18 protein-coding genes and 1 pseudogene are annotated in these 22,709 nt (G+C 71.4%); 12 read left to right on the top strand and 7 right to left on the bottom strand.

The window, feature by feature from the left end; genetic code table 11:
- The first annotated feature begins 151 nt into the window (after positions 1-151).
- From D9R02_RS06530 to D9R02_RS06490, 9 genes are all read left to right on the top strand, one after another.
- Complete coding sequence (locus tag D9R02_RS06530) at positions 152-628, top strand: MarR family winged helix-turn-helix transcriptional regulator (RefSeq protein WP_101888174.1); 477 nt, start codon at positions 152-154, stop codon at positions 626-628.
- A 166-nt stretch (positions 629-794) separates the two neighbouring features.
- Complete coding sequence (locus D9R02_RS06525; protein WP_121566582.1) at positions 795-2,681, top strand: ABC transporter ATP-binding protein; 1,887 nt, start codon at positions 795-797, stop codon at positions 2,679-2,681.
- A gap of 45 nt (positions 2,682-2,726) precedes the next feature.
- Positions 2,727-3,302 (top strand): DUF421 domain-containing protein, encoded by a 576-nt coding sequence (locus D9R02_RS06520; RefSeq protein WP_019310456.1) that lies wholly within the window; start codon positions 2,727-2,729, stop codon positions 3,300-3,302.
- Positions 3,303-3,366: 64 nt separating this feature from the next.
- Positions 3,367-4,533 carry an ABC transporter ATP-binding protein gene (locus D9R02_RS06515; RefSeq protein WP_121566581.1) on the top strand — a complete coding sequence of 389 codons (1,167 nt, stop codon included), beginning with the start codon at positions 3,367-3,369 and terminating at the stop codon, positions 4,531-4,533.
- Positions 4,530-5,285, top strand: a complete 756-nt coding sequence (locus D9R02_RS06510) for an ABC transporter permease (RefSeq protein ID WP_121566580.1) — start codon at positions 4,530-4,532, stop codon at positions 5,283-5,285. The genes D9R02_RS06515 and D9R02_RS06510 overlap by 4 nt, the downstream gene beginning before the upstream one ends.
- The gene (locus D9R02_RS06505; protein ID WP_102613349.1) at positions 5,282-5,959 is read left to right on the top strand and encodes an ABC transporter permease; all 678 of its coding nucleotides are present in this window, start codon (positions 5,282-5,284) and stop codon (positions 5,957-5,959) included. Before D9R02_RS06510 ends, D9R02_RS06505 begins: the two co-directional genes overlap by 4 nt.
- Positions 5,956-6,924: an ABC transporter substrate-binding protein gene (locus D9R02_RS06500; RefSeq protein WP_102613350.1), complete on the top strand. Its 969-nt coding sequence runs from the start codon at positions 5,956-5,958 to the stop codon at positions 6,922-6,924. Before D9R02_RS06505 ends, D9R02_RS06500 begins: the two co-directional genes overlap by 4 nt.
- A gap of 458 nt (positions 6,925-7,382) precedes the next feature.
- The gene (locus D9R02_RS06495; protein WP_019310461.1) at positions 7,383-9,344 is read left to right on the top strand and encodes an alpha-amylase family protein; all 1,962 of its coding nucleotides are present in this window, start codon (positions 7,383-7,385) and stop codon (positions 9,342-9,344) included.
- Positions 9,345-9,758: 414 nt separating this feature from the next.
- Positions 9,759-10,367 (top strand): SRPBCC family protein, encoded by a 609-nt coding sequence (locus D9R02_RS06490; protein ID WP_070637246.1) that lies wholly within the window; start codon positions 9,759-9,761, stop codon positions 10,365-10,367.
- A gap of 17 nt (positions 10,368-10,384) precedes the next feature.
- Here the strand turns inward: D9R02_RS06490 and D9R02_RS06485 are convergent, their stop codons facing one another.
- Positions 10,385-11,062 carry a GNAT family N-acetyltransferase gene (locus D9R02_RS06485; RefSeq protein WP_121566579.1) on the bottom strand — a complete coding sequence of 226 codons (678 nt, stop codon included), beginning with the start codon at positions 11,060-11,062 and terminating at the stop codon, positions 10,385-10,387.
- A gap of 161 nt (positions 11,063-11,223) precedes the next feature.
- Here D9R02_RS06485 and D9R02_RS06480 point away from each other — a divergent pair, with 161 nt between their 5' ends.
- Together D9R02_RS06480 and D9R02_RS06475 are read left to right on the top strand one after the other, a co-directional pair.
- Positions 11,224-11,844 (top strand): superoxide dismutase, encoded by a 621-nt coding sequence (locus tag D9R02_RS06480; protein WP_019310464.1) that lies wholly within the window; start codon positions 11,224-11,226, stop codon positions 11,842-11,844.
- 109 nt (positions 11,845-11,953) lie between these two features.
- Positions 11,954-12,931 carry a 2-hydroxyacid dehydrogenase gene (locus D9R02_RS06475; RefSeq protein WP_121566578.1) on the top strand — a complete coding sequence of 326 codons (978 nt, stop codon included), beginning with the start codon at positions 11,954-11,956 and terminating at the stop codon, positions 12,929-12,931.
- Between the two features lie 158 nt (positions 12,932-13,089).
- Here the strand turns inward: D9R02_RS06475 and D9R02_RS06470 are convergent, their stop codons facing one another.
- From D9R02_RS06470 to D9R02_RS06450, 5 genes are all read right to left on the bottom strand, one after another.
- On the bottom strand, positions 13,090-14,403 hold the full coding sequence (locus D9R02_RS06470; RefSeq protein ID WP_121566577.1) for a cysteine desulfurase family protein: 1,314 nt from the start codon (positions 14,401-14,403) through the stop codon (positions 13,090-13,092).
- Between the two features lie 152 nt (positions 14,404-14,555).
- Positions 14,556-15,470, bottom strand: coding sequence for a carboxylating nicotinate-nucleotide diphosphorylase (gene nadC / locus D9R02_RS06465; protein ID WP_070637242.1), 915 nt, complete (start codon positions 15,468-15,470; stop codon positions 14,556-14,558).
- Positions 15,448-17,250, bottom strand: coding sequence for an L-aspartate oxidase (gene nadB / locus D9R02_RS06460; RefSeq protein WP_121566576.1), 1,803 nt, complete (start codon positions 17,248-17,250; stop codon positions 15,448-15,450). The genes nadC and nadB overlap by 23 nt, the downstream gene beginning before the upstream one ends.
- Positions 17,243-18,580, bottom strand: a complete 1,338-nt coding sequence (gene nadA / locus D9R02_RS06455) for a quinolinate synthase NadA (RefSeq protein WP_070637238.1) — start codon at positions 18,578-18,580, stop codon at positions 17,243-17,245. Before nadA ends, nadB begins: the two co-directional genes overlap by 8 nt.
- Positions 18,577-19,401, bottom strand: coding sequence for an NUDIX hydrolase (locus D9R02_RS06450; RefSeq protein ID WP_121566575.1), 825 nt, complete (start codon positions 19,399-19,401; stop codon positions 18,577-18,579). Before D9R02_RS06450 ends, nadA begins: the two co-directional genes overlap by 4 nt.
- Positions 19,402-19,650: 249 nt before the next feature.
- On the opposite strand from D9R02_RS06450, the gene D9R02_RS06445 reads away from it, so the two are divergent.
- The gene (locus D9R02_RS06445; protein ID WP_121566574.1) at positions 19,651-21,213 is read left to right on the top strand and encodes an AbgT family transporter; all 1,563 of its coding nucleotides are present in this window, start codon (positions 19,651-19,653) and stop codon (positions 21,211-21,213) included.
- Between the two features lie 144 nt (positions 21,214-21,357).
- Here D9R02_RS06445 and D9R02_RS06440 read toward each other — a convergent pair.
- Positions 21,358-22,709: pseudogene (locus tag D9R02_RS06440) on the bottom strand (hypothetical protein); the annotation flags it as partial.

Genomic DNA, 22,709 nt, shown 5'->3' with positions numbered 1-22,709 from the left:
GGCGGTCGGATCTGGGGGGCCGGCCGGGGCGAATCCCTCGCCCACCAGGCTACGCGCCGTCTTTGGGGAGCGCGGACGCGGCCAACGTCCGGGTGCGGCCCCGGGTCAGAAACATTTGCAGCGGCAATCTTTGCTTACTACAATCCTTGCCATGACTGAGACGAAGTGGCTGTCCGAGGACGAGCGGGAGGCGTGGCTCGCGCTCGTGTCGATCATGTTCCGGCTGCCGGGGCGCGTGGAGAACCAGCTGCGCACCGAGGAGGACATGTCCCTGGCGGAGTACCTGGTGCTCGCCATGCTCTCGGAAGCGCCGGAGCGTCAGCACAAGATGTCCGCGCTGGCCACGGCCACGAACACCTCGCAGTCGCGGCTCTCGCGCATCGTCGCCCGGATGGAGCGGGACGGGCTCGTCACCCGGCAGGGACGTCAGGACGACCGGCGCGTGGTGATCGCGGAGATCACCCCGGCGGGCCTCGAGCGCGTCAAGGAGGCCGCGCCGGCCCACGTGCGCCACGTCCGGGAGATCGTCTTCGACCGTCTGAGCACCGAGCAGGTGGCGCAGCTGCGGGAGATCGGCCGCGCACTCAACTGCGGCGACAACGCCCGCAGCGTGCTGGGTCTGGACTGACGCGCCCAGCGCCATGGCCGCTCGTGCCGTGCGGTCCCCCGGGAAGTCTCCATCCCGGCGTGAACAGCATGCCCACTGAAGGGCCACTGGCCCTGCCCAGTCCGTGACGGACGGGGTGGTCGCGAGGACTGCTGGGCACGTCTGAGCGCGGGTCTACAGTGACGGCGTGAGCATGCAGAGCGCCCACATGGCCATGTGGCGGACCATGAGCGGGCAGGACAACAAGGGCCGGCGGGTCAGCTGGGACACCGTCAAGCGGATCGCCACGTTCGCCCGGCCGCACCGCCGTGCGCTGGTCGCGTTCGTTCTGGTGTCCGTGGTGCTGGCGGTGCTGGGGGTCGTGACCCCGGTGCTCGCCGGGGACGTGGTCAACGCCATCACCGGCGGTCACGACGTCTCCGTGGTCGTGTGGCTGGCCATCGCCATCGCGGTGGTGGCCGTGGCGGACGCCGGGCTCTCCCTGCTGAGCCGCCTGCAGTCCGCGCGCATCGGCGAGGGCCTCATCTACGACCTGCGCACGGCCGTCTACGACCACGTGCAGACCATGCCGCTCGCCTTCTTCACCCGGACGCGCACCGGTGCGCTGGTGTCCCGCCTGAACACGGATGTGATCGGCGCCCAGCGCGCCTTCGCCGGAACGCTGTCCGGCGTGGTGTCCAACCTGGTGTCCCTGGTGCTCACCGTGGCGGTCATGGTGACCATCTCGTGGCAGGTGACACTGCTGTCCCTGCTGCTGCTCCCCATCTTCCTGGTCCCCGCCCGCGCCATGGGCGGCAGGCTGGCCTCGCTTCAGCGGCAGTCCGCGCAGTACAACGCGCAGATGTCCACCCGCATGACCGAGCGCTTCTCCGCGGGCGGCGCCACCCTGGTCAAGCTCTACAGCGATCCCGCCGAGGAGTCCCGTGAGTTCGCGGCCCGTGCGGCGGACGTCCGCGGCATCGGGATCCGCTCCACCATGCTGCAGACCACCTTCGTGACCGCGCTGACCCTGGTCTCCGCCCTGGCGCTGGCACTCGTCTACGGCGTGGGCGGCACCCAGGCGCTGCTGGGCCACCTGGACGCCGGTTCCGTGGTGGCCCTGGGCATGCTGCTGACCAGGCTCTACACACCGCTGACCATGCTCGCGAACGCCCACATGGACGTCATGAGCGCGGTGGTCAGCTTCGAGCGCGTGTTCGAGGTCCTGGACATCAAGCCCCTGATTGCAGAGAGCCCCAGCGCCCGCGCCCTGCCCGAGGGTCCGGTGGCCGTGGAGTTCGACCACGTCAACTTCTCCTACCCCTCCGCGGAGAAGGTCTCGCTCGCGTCCCTGGAGGACGTCGCGGTGCTCGACTCCCGGGGCGGCGAGGAGGTGCTGCACGACGTCAGCTTCCGTGCGGCCCCAGGACACACCGTGGCGCTCGTGGGCTCCTCCGGCGCCGGCAAGTCCACGATCGCCCAGCTGGTGGCGCGGCTGTACGACGTGGACTCCGGCGAGGTGAGCATCGGCGGTCAGGACGTGCGGGACACCACCTTCGAGTCCCTGCGCCACACCGTGGGCATGGTCATGCAGGACGGGCACCTCTTCCACGACACCATCCGGGCCAACCTCGCGGTGGCGCGGGAGGGCGTGACCGACGAGGAGGTCTGGGACGCTCTGGAGCGCTCGCGGCTGCGCCACGTCATCGCGTCCCTGCCGGACGGGCTGGACACCGTGGTGGGGGAGCGCGGCTACCGGCTCTCGGGCGGTGAGCGGCAGCGCCTCACGATCGCCCGGCTGCTCCTGGCGCGCCCGCGCGTGGTCATCCTGGACGAGGCCACCTCCGCACTGGACTCCACCAACGAGGCCCACGTGCAGGCCGCGCTGGACGAGGCCATGTCCGGTCGCACCGCCGTGGTGATCGCCCACCGGCTGTCCACCATCCGCCGGGCGGACCAGATCCTGGTGGTCGAGGCCGGTCGGATCGCCGAGCGGGGCACCCACGAGGAGCTGCTCGCGCGCGGCGGCCGCTACGCGGAGCTGCACGAGACGCAGTTCGCCGCCACGACCTCGGGCCACGACGACGCCCGGTAGCGTTCCCGGCGGACGCACGGTTTCCCTCGAGATCAGGAGTCAGGCATGAGCGGCTGGGAGAGGCTCTGGGCGGAGCTCGGCATCACGCTCCCGCACGCGGTGGGCGTGGTGCTCTCCGCAGCGGGGATCTACGTGGTGTTCCTGGTGTTCGTCCGGCTGCTGGGCCAGCGGGTGCTCTCGGCCATGTCCACGTTCGACGTGGTGGTGACCGTGATGCTCGGCGCCGTGGCCGGGCGTGTGATCCTGGGCCACCCGCCCACCCTCGCGAGCGGTGTGCTGGGGCTGGCCACCCTGTTCCTGCTGGAGGCGGTCTTCGGCCAGCTGGGGACACGCCCACGGCTGCAGCGGCTGTTCAACGCCCCCACCCGGCTGCTCATGGTCGGGGACGAGGTGCAGGAGGCGGAGCTGCGGCGCGCCCACATCACCCGTTCCGAGCTCCACGGGGCCCTGCGCCGGGCCGGTGTGCGCTCCTACGGGGAGGTGGCCTGCGTGCTCCACGAGTCCGGGGGTGGGATCAGCGTGCTGCGCCGCGGCGTCCCCGTGGACCGCCACCTGCTCTCGGACGTGGTCGGTGTGGAGCGGATCCCGGACGAGCTCCTCGCCCCGGACCGCACCGATTAGTTCGCACGCTGATTGTTGCCGCCGACTATGATGAGGGCCACGCCTACGAAGGGACACGGACCCCATGACCGACATGGCCATCCGCTATCGCGGTGTGAGCAAGGTCTATCCGGATGGAACCACAGCGGTCGACGACCTGAACCTCGATGTCCCCGCGGGGTCCCTCACGGTGTTCGTGGGACCCTCCGGCTGCGGCAAGACCACGTCCCTGCGGATGCTCAACCGCATGGTGGAGCCCACCGGCGGCGTGGTGGAGGTCAACGGGCAGGACGTCTCCACCATCCCGGCCGCCCAGCTGCGCCGCTCCATGGGCTACGTGATGCAGCAGTCGGGCCTGCTGCCGCACAAGACCGTGGAGGACAACATCGCCACGGTGCCCCGGCTGAACGGGGTCTCCAAGCGTGAGGCGCGGGCGAGCGCCCGTGAGCTGCTGGGCTCGGTGGGCCTGGACGAGTCCCTGGCCACCCGCTACCCGGCGCAGCTCTCCGGCGGTCAGCAGCAGCGCGTGGGCGTGGCCCGGGCGCTCGCGGCGGATCCGCCCATCCTGCTCATGGACGAGCCGTTCTCCGCGGTGGACCCGGTGGTGCGCCAGGACCTGCAGCAGGAGCTGCTGGACCTGCAGAAGCGGCTGCACCGCACCATCGTGTTCGTGACCCACGACATCGACGAGGCCGTCCTGCTGGGCAACCGCGTGGCGGTCTTCGCCCGGGGCGGCCGGCTGGCCCAGTACGCCACACCCGAGGAGCTGCTGCGGGCCCCGGCGGACGACTTCGTGGCGGACTTCATCGGCCGGGACCGCGGCTTCCGCTCCCTCAGCTTCGACAGCGCCAGCGTGGCCCTGCAGCCCGTGACCGTGCTGTCCTCCACCACGGGTGAACGCACCGTGGTGGGTCCCGGGGTGGAGAACCCGGTGCCGTGGCAGGGAGGTGGCGCGGCGGCGTCGTCGGACTGGGTGCTCGTGGTGGACGAGCGTCAGCATCCCCTGGGGTGGCTCCCGGTGCGCGAGAGCGGTGAGGCCGCCGGGCGCGAGGAGCTGCGTGTGGGCGGGACCCTCTGGCACTCGGGCGACTCCCTGCGCACCGCGCTCGACGCCGCGCTGTCCTCGCCGTCCGGGCAGGCCGTGGCCGTCCACGAGGACGGATCGGTGGCCGGTGTGGTCCCGGGCGACGCCGTGATGCGCGCCATCGAGGACCAGCGCTCCACCCGTGAGGACCGGGGGCGGAGGCCGTGAACTGGCTGACGAACAACTGGCCCGCGGTCCTGGAGCTTGCGGGCTCCCACCTGGTGCAGTCCGTGATCCCGGTGCTCGTGGGGCTGCTCATCAGCGTTCCCCTGGCGCGGCTGGCAGCCGGCAACCGGTGGTTGCGACCCGTGTTCGTCACGGGCTCCTCGCTGCTCTACACCATTCCCTCGCTCACGCTGTTCGTGGTGCTGCCGCTGGTCCTGGGCACGCAGATCACCTCCGTGGTCAACGTGGTCGTGGCGCTGACCCTGTACGTGATCGCCATTCTGGTGCGCTCGTGCGTGGACGCGTTCGAGTCGCTGGACCGGGACGTCCTGCAGGCGGCCACGGCCATGGGCTACAAGCCCGCGCGCCGTTTCTTCGGGGTGGAGCTGCCGCTGGCCGTGCCCGTGATGATCGCGGGCCTGCGCGTGGCCACCGTCTCCAACATCTCCATGGTCTCGGTGGGCGCGGTGATCGGCATCCAGTCCCTGGGCACGCTCTTCACCGACGGGCTGCGCCGCTCGATCGTCGCGGAGATCGTGGTGGGCATCGTGGCCACCGTGGTCATCGCGGTGGTCCTGGACCAGCTGCTGCGCCTGCTGGGCCACGTGCTGACCCGCTGGCAGCGCACCGGCACGGGCGGGAAGAACCCGGCCGTGCGGCGCGGTGACGGCCGCGGCACCCGGGCCCACGAAGGGGGCTCGCGGGACGAGGCAGGCTCCCTGGCCGCCGTGGAGTCCGGAGGTGCCACCGCATGAACCTGTTCGCCGAAGCCGGCCAGTTCCTCACCGACCCCGCCAACTGGACGGGTGCCACGGGCATCCCCCAGCGGATGCTCGAGCACGTGGGCTACAGCCTGCTGACCATGGTGATCGCCCTGGTGATCGCCGTCCCGCTGGGCCTGTGGGTCGGCCACTCGGGCCGCGGCGGGGGAGTGGTCGTGGGCCTGGCCGGCGCGCTGCGCTCGCTGCCCACCCTGGGCCTGCTCACGCTGTTCACCCTGCTGATGGGCCTGGGTCTGATGCCGCCCATCCTGGCGCTCGTGCTGCTGGCCATCCCGCCCATCCTGTCCGGCACCTACTCCGGGATCGCCGCGGTGTCCCCCGCGCTCGTGGACGCCGCGCGCGCCATGGGCATGACGGAGTCCCAGACCCTGTTCCGCGTGGAGGTCCCGGTGGCGCTGCCCGTGATCCTGGGCGGGATCCGCAACGCCGCGCTGCAGGTGCTCGCCACCGTGACCATCGTGGCGTACATCAACCTGGGCGGTCTGGGCCGCTACCTGATCGACGGGCTCGCGGTGCGCGACTACTCGCGCATGCTCGCGTCCGTGGTGCTCGTGGCAGTGCTCGCGCTGGCCGCCGACGCAGTTCTCGCTCTCACCCAACGCCTGGTGACGTCGCCGGGTCTCAGACTGACAGGAGATCGCCCATGACCTTCCACCACTCGTCCCCCCGCCCCCGCTGGCGGCCCGTGGCCTTCGCCGGGGTGGCCGTCTCCGCCCTGCTCGCCCTCACGGCGTGCGGCGGCGGCTCCGACCCCCTGGCGGAGGACAACGACGCCGCCTCGGGCGGTTCCTCGGACACCGTCACCGTGGGCTCGGCGGACTTCCCCGAGTCGCAGATCATCGCGGAGCTCTACGCCGGGGTGCTGCGGGACGCCGGCGTGACGGCGGAGACCTCTCCGGGCATCGGCGCCCGGGAGGCGTACGTGGGCGCGGTCAAGGACGGTTCCGTGGACGTGGTCCCGGACTACTCCGGCAACCTGCTGCTCTTCGCGGACAAGGACGCCCAGGCGGCGTCGGCGGAGGAGATCGCCAAGGCCCTGCCGGGCGCGCTGGAGAGCCAGGGACTGTCGGTGCTGGACGCGTCCAAGGCCGAGGACAAGGACGCCCTGGTGGTCACGCAGGCCACCGCGGAGAAGTACGGTCTGAAGTCCGCGGAGGACCTCTCCTCGGTGTGCGGCGAGCTGGTCATGGCCGGGCCCCCGGAGTTCCAGGAGCGCGCCTACGGCGTGAGCGGGCTCAAGGAGAAGTACGACTGCTCGTTCAAGTCCTTCCAGCCCATCAACGACGGCGGCGGGCCCCTCACGGTCCAGGCGCTGACCAAGGGCGACGCCCAGGTGGCGGACATCTTCACCACCACCCCGGCCATCCAGGACGAGAACCTGGTGGTGCTGGAGGACCCCAAGAACAACTTCATCGCCCAGCAGGTGCTGCCGCTGACCGCTCCGGACCGCCTGCCCCAGGAGGCGGTGGACGCGCTCAACGAGTTCTCCACCAAGCTCACCACGCAGGACCTGATCGACCTCAACCGCAAGGTCAGCGGGGACGAGCAGCAGAACCCCGCGGACGCCGCGAAGCAGTGGCTGAAGGACAACGGGTACGACAAGGCCTCCTGAGCCGACTTCCACCACGGGTTCGGGCCGCGCCCGGTGGTCCCGCCGATCCGGCGGAACCACCGGGCGCGCGTCATCTTCCGTTCATTCGCACGTGCGCACGCACAGTGGTGACGTGGTGGAAACCCCGTTCTGCACAGCGTTGTCCACATGCTCACCGGGCTGGGGTCGCACCCTCCTGACCTGCGGTGACGCGGGCGTTTCCCCACGTGGCACCTCGTTGCACACAGGGCGTTGTCCACACCTGTGGACAACGCTGTGCACACGCTGTGCAGTGAACACCGGGTGCGCGGACGGTCACGGGGACGTCACCTGCCGGTCACGGGATCTCGCCTGCCTATGCTGGACGGGCCGCGCCCTCCCTCCGGAGCGCCCGGCAGATCCGAGCTCGGAGTCAAGGGGGATCCCGGGCACCATCACTGCCCGCGGACGTGCTGCGTGCCGGCAGAGGAGGCCTTCCCGTGCTGTCTGACAACATTCCCCGCCGCATCACTGGTCGCGAGAACCTGCTGGCCGTGCTGCAGGAGCACCTGGTGCGGGACACCCGGGTGGCCGCCGCGGACCGCGACGTGTTCCTCCACCGCCTGCCGCAGCAGCTTCCCCGGATCGTCACGTCCCTGTCCGCCGTCTACGGTTCCGGCCCGGAGATCTGGGACGTCGTCGCGCGGGCCGTGCTGACCGCGTGGGACGCCTACGCCGAGCGCCCCGCGGACCTCCGGGACCTGGACCGGCAGCGCGAGGGTGCGGCACCGTGGTTCACCTCCCGCGAGGCCGTGGGCGGGGTGTGCTACGTGGACCGCTACGCCGGCACGATCGCCGGGCTGCGGGAGCAGATCCCGTACTTCCGGGAGCTCGGGCTCAGCTACCTGCACCTCATGCCCCTGTACGAGAGCCCCGCGGGCAACTCCGACGGCGGCTACGCGGTATCCTCCTACCGGCGCGTGGACCCGGCCCTCGGGACCATGGAAGAGCTCGCGGAGCTGGCCGCCGAGCTGCGCTCGCAGGGGATCGCGCTCGTGCTGGACTTCGTGTTCAACCACACCTCCAACGAGCACGAGTGGGCCCGGGCCGCGGCCGCGGGGGACCCGCACTTCGAACGGTTCTACTGGATCCACCGGGACCGCACCCTTCCGGATGCGTTCGAGCGCACGGCCCGGGAGATTTTCCCGGACGACCACCCGGGGGTCTTCACGCGTGTGGACAGCACCCCGGCCGGGCGCGCCGCGAGCCCGTTCGACCCCGATCCCCGATGGGTGTGGACCACGTTCCACCGCTTCCAGTGGGACCTGAACTACGCCAACCCGGAGGTCTTCCACGCCATGGCGGGGGAGATGCTGTTCCTCGCGAACCAGGGCGCGCAGGTGCTGCGCCTGGACGCCGTGGCCTTCATCTGGAAGCAGCTGGGCAGCACGTGCGAGTCCCAGCCGCAGGTCCACGACCTGCTGCGCGCGTTCCGCGCCGTCGCGGCCCTCGCCGCGCCCGCCGTGGAGTTCAAGTCGGAGGCGATCGTCCACCCGGACGAGGTCATCCGCTACGTCCACCCCGAGCAGTGCGCCCTGTCCTACAACCCCCTCCAGATGGCGCTCACGTGGGAGGCCCTGGCCACCCGGGACGTCACCCTGCTCTCCGCCGCGCTCGCCGAGCGCCACGAGACCCCCGAGGGCACTGCGTGGGTCAACTACGTGCGCGGCCACGACGACATCGGCTGGACCTTCTCCGACGACGACGCCGCACGGCTGGGTGTGGACCCCGCCGGTCACCGCCGCTTCCTCAACGCCTTCTACACCGGGCGCCACCCGGGGAGCTTTGCGGACGGCGTCGCCTTCCAGGACAACCCGCGCACGGGTGACTGTCGGATCTGCGGGACCACGGCGTCCCTGCTGGGTCTGGAGGCCGAGCCCGGCCCCGCGGTGGACCGCATCCTGCTCGCCCACTCCCTGGCCATGAGCACCGGCGGGGTCCCCCTGGTCTACCTGGGGGACGAGGTGGGCCAGCTCAATGACCCCCACTGGCGCCAGGAGCCCGGTCACGGGGATGACGCCCGGTGGGTGCACCGCCCGCGGCGCAGGGAGGCGGACCACGAGCGGCGCCACGACCTGTTCTCCGTGCAGGGGCGGATCTTCGGCGGGATCCGGGGCATGATCGCGGTGCGCCGCAGGACGCCGGAGTTCGAGGGCACCACGCTCATCCCGTTCGACACGCACAACAGCCACGTCCTGGGGTACCAGCGCCCGGGCGAGCACAGCCTGGTGCTGTGCCTGGCCAACGTCAGCGACTGGTCGCAGTTCGTGACCGGGGAGACGCTCAGCGGGTTCCTGCCCACGGCCACGCTGCTGCACGCGCAGTCCGAGGTGGACCTGCGCGGCGGGATCCTCCTGGAGGCCCACGGGTTCCGGTGGCTCCGGGTCATCCCGGTGCGCTGAACCGCCCCCGGCGGGGGGTGTGATCTGAGTGTCCCCCCAAGAGGGGTGACTGCACCCATAAGGGTGGACATTCGCGGTTGTCCACAGGACTTCTCCACAGGCGTGGATAAGTTACACGCCTGTGCTCTCCCCGGGTGAACCGCACGACCGTTCGGTATCTCGTCTGGTCACGGGCGGGTTTCGGGGCAGCCGGCCCGTGGACTATGCAGTTGCATCGAATATGTGTTCGAATTGTGCACAGACTTCTCCACGGCTGTGGATAACCGTTGTCCACCAGGTGTGCACGGGACACACACCCCGAGCGAGGTGACGAGTTGTGGCCTTTGCACCAGACTAGAGTCCTGATGACAAGCGTGCTGTGGCCGCTCGGTGGGACGAGCGGCATGGGGAGAGGCACGTCCTAGGGGGGAAAACATGTCTGTGTGCATCACGCAGGTCGGGGAGTCCGACCGCAGTTTCACCATGGTCGCGGAGCAGGATGTGGCCGTGACCGTCGAAGAGTTCGACCGTGCGATTGGTCGACCCAGGGAGATGGGCGAGTGGTTCGGTGTGGAGTTCACCTGGCCCACGTGCCCCGACCACCAGATGGAGGTGGGCTCCGCCTTGGAGTTCAGGGCGCCGATCGGCCCGCTGCACTTCGACTTCATCATGATCGTGGCGGACCGGGTGCCCGGGGAGTCGCTGCTGTTCCGCACCACGCGCGGATCCGTGGACGTCACCCTCGAGTACACGTGGTGGGCCACGAGCACCGGAACCCGTGTGCGGCTGAACCTCGACTTCCGGCTGCGCCATGAACTGTGGTGGCGGACCCGGTGGACGCAGGCCGTGGCACGGCGCAAGCTCACGGTGGGGATGGAGCGGATGCGCCAGCAGCTGGGCGTGGCTCCGTGTGCCCAGACGGCCGCGCCGGTGGTGGCAGGCAGTGGCGCGGAGGCGTCCCGGGAGACCGGTGCTCCCGGGCGGGGTCGCATGGCAGCCGCCCACCGCGCCGCCCACGCGCGGCACCGCGCGCAGCGCGCCTGATCAGCGCGTTGCGGGGGTCACCGGCGCAGGGAACGCTCCATGCGCAGCACGCGCACCCGGTAGTCCATGCCGGGGACGTCGAAGTCCACCGCCCCGCGCGGTGTGTAGCCCAGCCCGGCGTAGAAGGGCTGGAGCACAGGATTGGACTCGTCGCAGTCCAGGCGGGAGATCGTGCGCCCGGAGGCCGCAATGGCCTGCTCCGCCACGCGGATCAGGCGGGTCCCCGTTCCGGTGCCGCTCAGCGAGCGGTCCACAGCCACCCCGTGGATGTACCCCGCGGGCTCGGGCTGCGGGCCCCAGATCGGGAGGTCCTCCCAGATCACGCGCACGCTCGCGAGCACGTCCCCGGGGCGCTGCGGGGACTCCATGACCCACCACTCGTCCCGGTCGATCTCCTGCTTCACGTGCTCGAGGGCGAACTCGCCCTCGCGCCACTGGTCGATCCCGCGCGCCTGCATCCAGCGGGCCAGCGTGTCCCGGAGCGCGATGATGCCGCGCGCGTGCTCGCGTCTCGCGCGCACCACCTCCAGCGTGCTCGGGTCCAGGCCTGCGGATTCACGACGGCGCTGGGTGGCGTCCCCGGAGCCGGCTGCGCTCTCGGACCCCGGGACGTTTCCGGACCCCGCGTGAGAGCCCGGGGCGGTGACACCCGGGGGGAGGTGCGGAACGGGGCGTGCGGCGTCGTCGGCTGGCATGACCCGAGACTAGGTCAGGCCCGTGGCCGGGGGCGGAGGGTGTGACAGAACGTGACGGGGAGTCCGGGGCCCGTACGCCAGGGGCTGAACGTGCTTGACCAGGGCGAGACGGCGGGCGGAAGGTTGAAGCATCACGTCCCGCAAAGGAAGGATGATTCACCATGGCTGAAAAGTTCACTCTCCCCGATCTTCCGTACGACTACGCAGCGCTCGAGCCGCACATCTCCGCGCAGATCATGCAGCTGCACCACGACAAGCACCACAACACCTACGTGACCGGTGCTAACACCGCGCTGGAGAAGATGGAGGAGGCCCGCGCCAACGGTGACGCCGCAGGTGCCGCGAAGCTCTCCAAGGACCTCCAGTTCAACCTGGGTGGGCACATCAACCACTCGATCTTCTGGAAGAACCTCTCCCCCGAGGGCGGCGACAAGCCCACCGGTGAGCTGGCCGCCGCGATCGACGAGTTCTTCGGCTCCTTCGACGCCTTCCGTGACCAGTTCACGGCCGTGGCCACGACCATCCAGGGCTCCGGCTGGGCGATCCTCGCGTACGAGCCGATCGCCGGCAACCTGGTGATCGAGCAGATGTACGACCAGCAGAACGGTGTCCCCGTGGCCACCATCCCGCTGCTGCAGCTGGACATGTGGGAGCACGCCTTCTACCTGGACTACCAGAACGTCAAGGCGGACTACGTCAAGGCCTTCTGGAACATCGTGAACTGGGCGGACGTCACCGAGCGCTTCGAGAAGGCGCGCGCCGGGGCCAAGTCCCTCATCTGATCCCGTGGTGACGCATCGCCCCGCGGTGCCGTGACCTGTCGAAACCCCGCCCGGCGCTCGCCGTGCGGGGTTTCGCGCTACCAGCCAGCCATTCCGAGGAGTCCCGTCCATGAGCACGCCCCGTTTCCTGGTGACCCGGGAGATTCCCGAGCCCGGCCCGAGCATCCTGCGCGACGCGGGGGAGGTGGAGACCCGCAGCGGCATGAGCGCCGACGAGCTGCGGGAGGCGGTCACGGGCGGCGAGTACGACGTGGTGCTGTCCCAGACCTCCGACGCCTTCTCCGCGGAGCTCCTGGGGGAGGCTCGGATCAGGGGCATCGCGAACTACGGGGTGGGGTACAACAACATCGATGTGGCGGCGGCCGCGGAGCACGGGATCGCGGTGGGCAACACCCCGGACGTGCTGGACAACGCCACCGCGAACGTGGCCGTGCTGCTGCTCCTGGGAGCGGCGCGCCGCGCGCACGAAGCCTCCGAGTTCCTGCGCAGCGGTCAGTTCCAGGGGTTGCGCCCGCAGCTGCTGGTGGGTCAGGACGTCACCGGTGCCACGCTGGGGATCGCGGGCATGGGCCGGATCGGCAAGGCCGTGGCCCGGCGCGCTCTGGGGCTCGGCATGACCGTCCAGTTCACGCAGCGTCCGCCGCACGACCGCGAGGTGTCCGACGACGAACTGGGCGATCTGGCGGGGCACGTCACCCAGGTGCCGTGGGACGAGCTCGTGGCCACGAGCGATTACCTCTCGCTGCACGTCCCGCTCACGGAGGACACCACGCACCTGGTGGACGCGGACGTCCTGCGCCGCATGAAATCCACGGCGGTGCTCGTGAACACGGCGCGTGGGCCGGTGGTGGACGAGAAGGCCCTGGTGCACGCCCTGCGCGAGGGGCAGATCTTCGCCGCCGGGCTGGACGTGTTCGAGAACGAACCCGCCGTGGAGCCCGGTCTGCTGGATCTGCCCAACGCGTTCTTGCTCCCGCACATCGGCTCCGCCGAGGCGGGCACGCGGGCGGGGATGGCACGGATGGCCGCGGAGAACGCGGTGGCCATGGCCCGCGGGGAGAGGCCGCCGTACCCGGTGGAGGTGTAGCTCGCGCGGGTGGTCGGCGGCGTCGGGTTTCCGCGCCGGGGCAGTTCGTGTGCGCCGGGAACTCGTCGGCGTCCGGCGCCTGAGCGGAGTGAGCGGCGGTGCGGGCGCCGCGCTGGTCGGGTTCGGTGAGCGGCGTCGGTCGATGAGGCGGCGGCGAGTCAGCCGCGGCCCTGGAGTGCTGCGACCACGTCCGCCGTGGCGGCGATCGCCGTGTCGACGTCCTGCGCGGTGGTGTCCCTGCCCAGGCTGAAGCGGACCGCGGTGCTTGCCACCTCCGGGGAGAGGCCCAGCGCGGTCAGCACGTGGGACGGTTCCGTGGAACCCGCCGAGCACGCCGAGCCCGAGGACACCTGCACCCCGCGGTTCTCCAGGTCCACCAGCACGGTCTCCCCGTTGACCCCGGGAAAGCAGAAGCTGGCGTTCGTGGCCAGCCTGTTCCCGCTGGCGCTCGGGTCCGGGCCAGTGAGCACGGCACCGGGAACGCGGCCGAGGATGCCCTCGATGAACCGGTCCCGCAGCGCCGCCGTGCGTTGTGCGTGCTCCTCGCGCTCCGCCTCGGCGCGTTCCAGGGCGCCCGCGAGACCCACCGCTCCCGCCACGGTGGAGGTTCCGGACCTGCGACCCCGTTCGTGGCCACCGCCGCTGAGCAGCGGGCGCAGGGGGGTGCCCCGCGCGATCCAGAGCAGTCCGATGCCCGGCGGCGTGCCGATCTTGTGACCCGCGAGGCTCAATGCGCTCACTCCGAGGGTCCGAACGTCCAGGGGGAGCACGCCCGCGGCCTGGACGGCATCCGTGTGCAGGGGGACGCCGTGCTCGGCGGCGATCTCCGCCAGTGCCGCGATGTCCTGCACGGTGCCCACCTCGTTGTTCGCGAGCATCACGGAGGCCACCGCCACCTCGGCTCCGCCTTCTGGTGCCGCCCCGTCGGGTGCGGTGGTGGAGCGGACGGCCACCGGCGTCTCGTTCTCCCCGCGGTGCATGACGCCGCCTGCGCGCCCGCCAGCGCCCGGTGCCGTGTGCTGCGCCCCCTGCCGTGCGGCGTCGTCGTTCCCCAGCAGTGCGGTGCGGAAGGCCTCCGGGGTGACCGCACCGCTGGGGTCCACGGGGACCGTCCGGGCGGTGAAGCCGTCGTAGCGGGCGAGGTCCGCGGCCGAGTCCAGAACGGCGTGGTGCTCGATGGCGCTCGTGACCACGCGTGTGCGGGTTGCGCGGCGCTCGCGGCGAGCCAGAGCAATCCCCTTGACCGCGAGATTGTCCGCCTCCGTGCCCCCGGAGGTGAAGACGATCCCACCCGGGCGGGCGTGGAGCACCGCGGCCACGCGCTCGCGGGCGTCCTCCAGCGCGTGCGCGGCGCGGCGCCCGCGCTCGTGGTGGCTGGACGCGTTGCCGAACTCGCTCGTGAGCCACGGCCACATGGCCTCGAGCACGTCCCGGCGCGGAGCCGCGGTGGCGGCGTGGTCCAGGTAGATCATGGGTAGCCTCGTTCGACAGGTAGGGGCATGCGGGGGTCTGGGGTGAGCACCCCCGGGACGGGCAGGAGAAACCGTGCTCGGGCACGGCTCGCGTGCGGCAGCCTGGGCCGGATGCAGGGTCATGGAGGCTGGGTTCTCGCGCCCTGCGCGTCTCAGAAGGTGGGCTGCGGGTCCACCGCGATGTCCAGGCCCAGGTCCAGGGCGCGTACGGAATGGGTCAGGGCGCCCACGGAGATCACGTCCACGCCCGTGGCGGCCACGCGGCCGATGGTCTCCAGGGTGATCCCGCCGGAGGCCTCCACCGCCGCGCGGCCGTCGATCATGGCCACTCCGCTGACCAGGTCCGCGGGCGCGAAGTTGTCCAGCAGCACCACGTCCGCTCCGCCGGCCAGGACGTCCTCGATCTGGTCCAGCCGGTCCACCTCCACCACCATGCATGCCGTGTGGGGCATCTTCCGGCGCAGCTCGCGCAGGGCGCGGGGCAGGGACGCCCCTCCCGCCGTGAGCACGGCCAGGTGGTTGTCCTTGAGCATCACGGCGTCCGAGAGCCCGAAGCGGTGGTTGTGCCCGCCGCCGCACGTCACGGCGTGCTTCTCGAGTGCCCGTAGACCCGGGGTGGTCTTGCGGGTGTCGCACACGCGGGTGCGGGTGATGGTCCCGGTGGGCAGCTTGTTCGCGCGCTCCACCTCCGCCACGGTCTCCTCCACGGCGGCGACGTAGCGCGCGGTGGTGGTGGCGATCCCGCACATCCGCTGCACCAGGTTCAGCACCGTGCGCTCGGCGGTGAGGATGGCCCGTGCCGGTCCGCGCACGGTGGCCACAGTGGTGCCGCGATCGAGAGCGTCCCCGTCCGCGACGTGCAGCTCGACCTCCACGGCCGGGTCCAGCACGGTGAAGCCCACCCGGACCACCTTCGCGCCCGCGAAGACCCCCTGCTCCCGGGACACGACCGTGGCAGTGGCGTGTGCATCCTCGGGGAGCGCGAGCTCGGAGGTGAGGTCACCCCACGGGGCGTCCTCCGCGAGTCCTGCCCGGATCACGGTCTCAACGGCTGAGCGGTGCAGCATGTGCTGTCCTTTCGGTGCTGGTGGGGGCGCTGACGTGGTGGTGTCCTCCGGGGAGGGTCGTGTCCGCGCGGCTGGGGGTGCCGGGGTGCCCGGCCCCGTCGGTGCCCCGGGTGGCATGGTGCGCGGTTGACGGGGTGGGGCACTGGGAACCGGTGGATGCCGGATCGTCGGCGCGGTGGTGGGCCCCGCAGGACTCGATCCGCTGCCGCGCCGCCCGGACGAGCTCGCGTGCCACGGTCAGGAGGTTCCGGTCCTCGTGCTCCGCGAGGGTCTCCGCGTCCGCTCGGGGCCCCTCCGACGACGACGCCGCGAGCCACCCGTCCAGCGCCCGTTGCGTCTCCGCGAGGCCCACCTCGGTGCGGACCACTCCGGCACCCTGCCACATCACGGCCTGCAGGGCCGCACGGGTGAACGGTGCCGTGCTGCCACAGGTGGTGTGCCGGTCCGATGGGGTGGGATGCGCGTCATGCCGATCGGACGCCGGCCAGGACGCGGGATCGGCCGGCGCAGCGGCCACGAGCCGTCCGACGCGCTCCCCGAAGACCACGGCCTCCAGCAGCGAGTTGGACGCCAGCCTGTTGGCACCGTGCAGTCCCGTGGCCGCGCACTCGCCCGCGGCCCACAGCCCGGGGACCGTGGTGCGTCCGGCGGCGTCGGTGGCGATCCCGCCCATGAGGTAGTGCGCGGCGGGGCTCACCGGAACCGGTTCGCGTGACCAGTCGATCCCGCGGTCACGCAGTGCCTGGTCGATCGTGGGGAAGCGACGGGCCAGGTGCTCCGCGCGGGTCAGGCCGTCCGGCACGGGCACCGCGGTGCAGTCCAGCACCACGTGCGCTCCGGGGGCGGACGCCCGTTCGGCGGCGATCGCCCGGGCCACCACGTCCCGCGGCGCCAGCTCCGCCCGGGGATCTACGCCGAGCATGAAGCGCTCCCCGCGGTGGTTGCGCAGCACGGCCCCCTCGCCGCGCACGGCCTCCGAGATCAGGAACGAACCCGGCTCGGCCAGGGCGGTGGGGTGGAACTGCAGGAACTCCAGATCGCGCACCGCGGCCCCCGCACGGAGGGCCAGCGCGATGCCGTCCCCCGTGGCCACCTCGGGGTTGGTGGTGAACGGGTACAGGTGGCCCGCGCCGCCGGTGGCGAGCACCACGTGCTCGGCGGCCAGGACGTGCTCGGGACCCAGGCGACCCGCCGGATCCACGGAGCGCGCGGTCACACCCGACACGGTTCCACCCCGTTGCAGGATGCCGGTGACCAGTGTGTATTCCTGGACACTCATGCCTCCCGACGCGCTGGCCTCCCGCACCCGTGCCGTGAGGGCCTCCTGGATCACCCGTCCGGTGGCATCACCCCCGGCGTGCAGGATCCGCGGCACACTGTGCGCCCCCTCAAGCCCCTGGACCCACGGGGAGCCCGGCCCGGCCACGCGGTCGAAGGACACGCCGTGCTCCGTGAGCAGGGTGATGGCCTCCGGGGAGTCGGCGACGACGCCGCGCACCACCTCCGCATTGCACAGCCCCGCTCCTGCGGCCTCGGTGTCCCGGGCATGCAGCTGGGGGGTGTCCAGGGGCTGACCGCCAGGGAGGTCGCGGGTCATGGCGGCAATTCCGCCCTGCGCCCGGTCCGTGGCGGTGTGGCCGAGGGTGGACTTGGTCAGGACGGTGACCCGGGCGCCGCGGGCGGCGGCACCCAGTGCGGCGGTGAGTCCGGCGGCACCGGAGCCCACGACGAGCAAGCGCGGCGCGGCATCGTCGTCCGGGCGGTCCCGCGCCTCACGCACGCGGCACCGCGGCGAGCATGCGCTCCAGGGCCACCGACGCCTCGGCCGCGACCTCCGGTGCCACGCTCACCCGGTTGACCACGCGCCCGGCCACGAGCTCCTCCAGGACCCACGCAAGGTATCCGGGGTGGATGCGGTACATCGTGGAGCACGGGCAGATCACCGGATCCAGGCAGAAGATGGTGTGCTCCGGGTGCTCCGCGGCCAGGCGGTTGACCATGTTGATCTCAGTGCCGATCGCGAAGGTCTGTCCCGGTTCCGCCGCGGCCACGGCCCTGCGGATGTGGTCCGTGGAGCCGGCGGAGTCCGCGGCGTCCACCACCTCCATGGGGCACTCGGGGTGGACCACCACGGTGCAGCCGGGGTGCTCGGCGCGGGCCTGCTCGATCTGGGCGACGGTGAAGCGGCGGTGCACGGAGCAGAAGCCGTGCCACAGGATCACCCTCGCATCCTCCAGCCCTGCGGGGGAGTTGCCGCCCAGCGGCCTGTTCGGGTTCCACAGCGGCATCTGCTCCAGCGGCACGCCCATGGCCTTGGCGGTGTTGCGGCCCAGGTGCTGGTCCGGGAAGAACAGCACCCGCTGCCCGCGGGCGAACGCCCACTCCAGCACGGTGGCGGCGTTCGAGGACGTGCACACGATGCCCCCGTGGCGCCCGCAGAACGCCTTGAGCGCCGCGGAGGAATTCATGTAGGTCACGGGAACCACCGAGGCCAGCGGTTCGCCCCGCTCATCCGTGCGCGCGTCACCGTGCTCGTCCGTGGCGTGGGGGCCGAGGACGTCCATGAGCTCCGCCCAGCACTCCTCCACGGAGTCCTCGTCCGCCATGTCCGCCATGGAGCAGCCCGCGGCCGGGTTGGGCAGGATCACGGCCTGCTGCTCCGTGGAGAGGATGTCCGCGGTCTCGGCCATGAAGTGCACGCCGCAGAACACGATGGTCTCGGCCTCCGGGTGCGCCTTCGCCTGCTGCGCGAGCTGGAACGAGTCCCCGATGAAGTCCGCGTGCGCCACGATCTCGTCCCGCTGGTAGAAGTGGCCCATCACCACCACGCGGTCCCCCAGGGTCTGCTTGGCCGCGCGGATCATGGCGTCCAGCTCCTCGGGACTCGCGTCCCGGTAGCGCTGCGGAATGGCGGGCTGCGTCGGGGAACCTGCGGGAACGACGTCGTGCTGGGACGCCCCGGGGCCGTAGCCCTCGGTGAGCGGGGCCGGGAAGTCCCACGGCTGCTCCGCGAGGGCGGCGCTGCACGAGCCGCCGGGCGCGCCGGACTGCGCGGCGTCGTCCCCGGGGCGGGAGGACAGCAGGGTGAGGCGGGTGGCTACGGAGGTCATGGTGTCTCCTGGCTCGAAGGGCTCTCGTGTGTTGGCGGACTCGGCGGGGTCGACGGCCCCGGCGGGCCGGGACTGCTTGAAGGGCTGGAAGTGCTCGAGGGGCCGGGAGCGCTCGCGGGGCTGGGACGCTCCACGGGGTGCGGACCGGCGCGGGTGAAGTCCGGAGCGGTGTCCTCGGTGAAGCGGTACAGCGCGGGCGGCCGGTGCGGGGTTCCGGCCACGCGCTCACCCGTGTCCCGCAGCCGGCCCGAGCGCAGCGCGTGGCGGCGGAAGTTGGGGGCGTCCACGGCGCGGCCCAGGATGGCCTCGTGCACCTCGCGCAGCTGGGCGATCGTGAAGGAGTCCGGCAGGAAGGAGCGGGCGACGGCGGGGTCCGCGATCCGGTCGCGCAACCGGTCCAGGGCGTGGGTCACGATCAGCGAGTGGTCGAAGGCCAGGGGTGGCAGGGCGGTGGCGCGCAGCCACGTGACGTTGAGGTCGTCCTCGCGCGCGGCCGCCTCCTGCGGGGACAGCGCGGCCCAGTAGACCACGGTGACCACGCGCTCGTCGGCGCCCTGCGAGCGGGTGAGGCCGCCGAAGGTGGCGAGCTGCTCCAGGTGGGCGGCGTCGAGACCCGTGGTGAGGCGCAGGTACGCGGCGGCGGAGTCCTCCAGCGCCTCGTCCTCGCCCAGGGGCCCGCCGGGCAGCGCCCACCGGTGGTGGTACGGCTCGCGGATCCGGCGCACCAGGGGCAGCCAGAGCTCGTGGCGCCCGCCCGGCCCGGTGGGGCGCACCGTGAAGATCACGGTGGACACGGCGATGCTCGTGCACGGGGTGCCCATGACCACCGCCCTTCGCGGGAGAGAACCGGGACGGGGCCCGTTGATGTCACAGAGACTCTAACCCTCTTAGAGTCACTGTGACACTGAGTGCGCGACTGTGACGTGCGGGGGTGCGACCGGCTGAGACTCTGTGTGCGGCGCCCGGGGAACGGCGCCACACTGCGCGCTCCCTCGTGTCCTCACCCACGACGGGCCGGGCGTTGCGTACGTTAGGCAGATCACACGTCCACCGTCAGAACGGAATCCGCAATGTCCTCAACCGCACCCAGCGCCCGCCCGAAGGGCGCGGGCAGCAAGGGAACCGGCGGCCTGCTCCGGGTCCTGAACTGGATCGAGTGGCTGGGCAACAAGCTCCCCGATCCCTTCTGGCTGTTCCTGATGCTCGCGGGCATCGTCCTGCTGCTCAGCTGGATCCTGTCCGCCGTGGGCCTCAGCGCGGTCAACCCCGCCACGGGGGAGGCCGTGGCGGTGACCAACCTGCTGTCCCCGGAGGGGCTGCGCAAGATGGTCTCCGAGGCCGTCACCAACTTCGTGGAGTTCCCGCCGCTGGGTCTGGTGATCGTGGTCCTGCTCGGCGTGGCCGTGGCGGAGCAGTCCGGGATGATCTCCGCGGCGCTGCGCGGTTCCGTGGCGCGCGTGGGCCCCAAGTGGCTGACCTTCGTGCTGGCGCTGACCGGCATCACCGGCTCCATCGCCTCGGACGCCATGTACGTGGTGCTCATCCCCCTGGGCGCGCTCGCGTTCAAGGCCGCAGGGCGCTCTCCCGTGGTGGGGCTGATCGTGGCGTTCACGTCCGTGGCGGCGGGCTTCAACGCGTCCCTGCTGCCCACGGCGTCGGACGCGCTACTGGGCGGGATCACCACCGCCGCCGCGGGACTGATCGACGACTCCGTGATCGTGACCCCGGTGTCCAACTACTTCTTCACGTTCGTCTCCTCCTTCGTGCTCGCGGCCATCATCACGCTTGTCACCGAGACGGTGCTGTCCAAGCGCGGCGAGGCGCTCGCCGAGGACACGGACACCAAGCAGCAGGACATGGGCGACTTCAACGACATGCGCCTGAAGCCCCGCGAGAAGCGCGGTCTGCGCAACGCCGGGATCGCGTTCGTGATCATGCTGGCCATCTACCTGGCCCTGCTGCTGACCCCCGGCTCGCCGCTGCGCGCGGAGGACGGCTCCATCCTGATGTCCCCGCTGCTGCTCAACGTGGGCATCGTCATCGCGATCATGTTCGCGGTGGTGGGCTGGGTCTACGGGCGCGCCGCCGGGACCATGACCACCGCCCGAGAGGTGCCCGAGGCCATGGCCAAGGGCCTGGCTGGCGTCACTCCCGTGCTCGTGCTGTTCTTCGCCGCCGCGCAGTTCACCGCGTACTTCCAGTGGTCCGGGATCGGGCCCGTGCTGGCCGTGCACGGCGCGGACTTCATCGGCTCGCTGGGCCTGAGTCCCGTGTTCACGTTCGCGGGCATCGTGGTGATCGTGGCCGTGATGAACCTGCTCATCACCTCCGGCTCCGCCCAGTGGACCCTGCTGGCTCCGGTGATGGTGCCCATGCTCATGCTGCTGAACGTGTCCCCGGAGATGACCCAGGCGCTGTTCCGCATCGGCGACTCACCCACCAACGTGATCAGCCCGGTGAGCCCGTACTTCGCCCTGGTGCTCGGCTACCTGCGCCGCTACCAGAAGGAGGCCGGCGTGGGCACCCTGATCTCCCTGGTGCTGCCGGTGTCGATCGCCATGCTGATCGGCTGGTTCCTGCTGTTCGTGGCCTGGTACCTGCTGGGCCTGCCGCTGGGCCCCCAGGACCTCTGACACCGGCCTGACCAGTCGGCCAGGGCCACACCACTGCCCCGGTCCGGCGACCGCCGGGTCTCCTGATCCGACGACGACGGCGCCCCCGCCCGCGCGATGCGGACGGAGGCGCCGTCGTCACGTCCCGCGGCAGCGGGAGGGGTGTCAGTCGCCGGTCTTCACGGTGAGCTTGTCCCCGGACACGACCACGGTGCCGGAGGTGGAGATGCTCGTGGTGGTGTCCTCGTCGGACCAGTCGGCGGGCTCGTCGTCGTCGTACTCCTCGTTGTGCTGGTAGTCCAGACGCGCCTCACCGGACTTGGTGGTGGTGAAGGAGATCTCGCCGCTGTCGAACGGGGAGCGGGACACCGAGTACGTGGGGTACTTCTCGATGCTCCACACGGGGTTGCGGTAGTCCTTCTCGTCCCCGTAGATGGAGTACTCGAAGGGGCAGCCCTCGGGCTCGAACTCGGCGGTCTTGGCGCACTTGTCCAGCTGCGCGTTGAGCTGCTTGGTGACGTCCTGCTCGAGCGCGGGGGTGAAGGACTGCTGGAACGCCATGCCGGAGGACAGGGGTGCGGACCCGGCGCGGATCTCGGCCACCTGCTCGCCGCCGTAGGTAACGTACTTGCTCGTGGAGGACACGGCCACGGCGTAGTCACCGGGCAGCACCGTGAACTGCGTGCTGTGGGCCTCGCCCTGCTCGTCCACCGCGACCTTCTGGCCGTTGACGGTGAGCTCGCTGACGCCCGCGGGGATCTCCACGCTGAAGCTCTGGTACAGCGGGACCCCCGCGCTCTCGTCCACGCGCCAGGACTTGAACAGCCCGTTGCGGGAGTCGCTGACCATGGGCACGTCCACGGGGGTGGTCACGCCGTCCTGGGTCACGGTGGCGTTCACGGTGGCGTGGTCCCCGTCGATCCGGGTGTCCTTGATCTCGTAGGACGAGATCCGGTTCTCGGCGGCGCCGTAGACCTCGTCCGTGAGCAGGGCACGCTCGCTGGTGCTCACGTTCGGGTCGGCCGCCTCCGTGACGGCGGTGGCCTTCCCGTTCGTCGCGGACTGCAGCAGCTGCTCGGCCTGCTTGTCCGGGCCGAACACGGTGCGTCCCAGCACGGAGAACACCACGGCGGCCACCACGGCCAGCAGCAGCACGGCGCCCACGATGATCGCGATCAGCCGGATCCGCTTCTTCTTGGCGGGGTCCATGGGTTCACGCGGCGGGCGCGTGTAGGTGGCAGCCGCGGCGTCGTCGTACCGGGGCAGCTCCTGGGTCTGCTCCCCGGGGACGGGGGCCGTGTGGTCGCGCTGCGCGGTCACGGCGGGCTCCGCGGGGTACTGCGGGGACGACGCCGCCGCGGCCGTTTCCTGCGCGGGGGCAGCGGGCACGGGGGTGCCGGACGCCGCGGCGCCCTGCGGTGCGGCGGCGTTCGCCGCGCCGTGGTGTGCGACGGCCGCGCCCCCCATCGCGGCGGCGGAGGCCACCACGGCGGCGCGCCCGCGGGAGCGCTCCGAAC

Origin of the sequence: Kocuria rhizophila (assembly GCF_003667225.1) — a bacterium.
In the GTDB taxonomy this organism is placed as follows: Bacteria; Actinomycetota; Actinomycetes; order Actinomycetales; family Micrococcaceae; genus Kocuria; species Kocuria rhizophila.
The sequence above is the reverse complement of the archived record's forward strand: the minus strand, read 5'-3'. Positions and strand labels throughout refer to the sequence as shown.

What these genes read in the sequence shown, in the direction of transcription:
- D9R02_RS06475 (WP_121566578.1), top strand. Translation starts at nt 11,954, where the DNA reads ATGAGCACGCCCCGTTTCCTGGTGACCCGGGAGATTCCCGAGCCCGGC.
- D9R02_RS06500 (WP_102613350.1), top strand. Translation starts at nt 5,956, where the DNA reads ATGACCTTCCACCACTCGTCCCCCCGCCCCCGCTGGCGGCCCGTGGCC.
- nadC (WP_070637242.1), bottom strand. Translation starts at nt 15,470, where the DNA reads ATGCTGCACCGCTCAGCCGTTGAGACCGTGATCCGGGCAGGACTCGCG.
- D9R02_RS06520 (WP_019310456.1), top strand. Translation starts at nt 2,727, where the DNA reads ATGAGCGGCTGGGAGAGGCTCTGGGCGGAGCTCGGCATCACGCTCCCG.
- D9R02_RS06445 (WP_121566574.1), top strand. Translation starts at nt 19,651, where the DNA reads ATGTCCTCAACCGCACCCAGCGCCCGCCCGAAGGGCGCGGGCAGCAAG.
- D9R02_RS06505 (WP_102613349.1), top strand. Translation starts at nt 5,282, where the DNA reads ATGAACCTGTTCGCCGAAGCCGGCCAGTTCCTCACCGACCCCGCCAAC.
- D9R02_RS06490 (WP_070637246.1), top strand. Translation starts at nt 9,759, where the DNA reads ATGTCTGTGTGCATCACGCAGGTCGGGGAGTCCGACCGCAGTTTCACC.
- D9R02_RS06450 (WP_121566575.1), bottom strand. Translation starts at nt 19,401, where the DNA reads ATGGGCACCCCGTGCACGAGCATCGCCGTGTCCACCGTGATCTTCACG.
- D9R02_RS06470 (WP_121566577.1), bottom strand. Translation starts at nt 14,403, where the DNA reads ATGATCTACCTGGACCACGCCGCCACCGCGGCTCCGCGCCGGGACGTG.
- nadA (WP_070637238.1), bottom strand. Translation starts at nt 18,580, where the DNA reads ATGACCTCCGTAGCCACCCGCCTCACCCTGCTGTCCTCCCGCCCCGGG.
- D9R02_RS06480 (WP_019310464.1), top strand. Translation starts at nt 11,224, where the DNA reads ATGGCTGAAAAGTTCACTCTCCCCGATCTTCCGTACGACTACGCAGCG.
- D9R02_RS06530 (WP_101888174.1), top strand. Translation starts at nt 152, where the DNA reads ATGACTGAGACGAAGTGGCTGTCCGAGGACGAGCGGGAGGCGTGGCTC.
- D9R02_RS06485 (WP_121566579.1), bottom strand. Translation starts at nt 11,062, where the DNA reads ATGCCAGCCGACGACGCCGCACGCCCCGTTCCGCACCTCCCCCCGGGT.
- D9R02_RS06515 (WP_121566581.1), top strand. Translation starts at nt 3,367, where the DNA reads ATGACCGACATGGCCATCCGCTATCGCGGTGTGAGCAAGGTCTATCCG.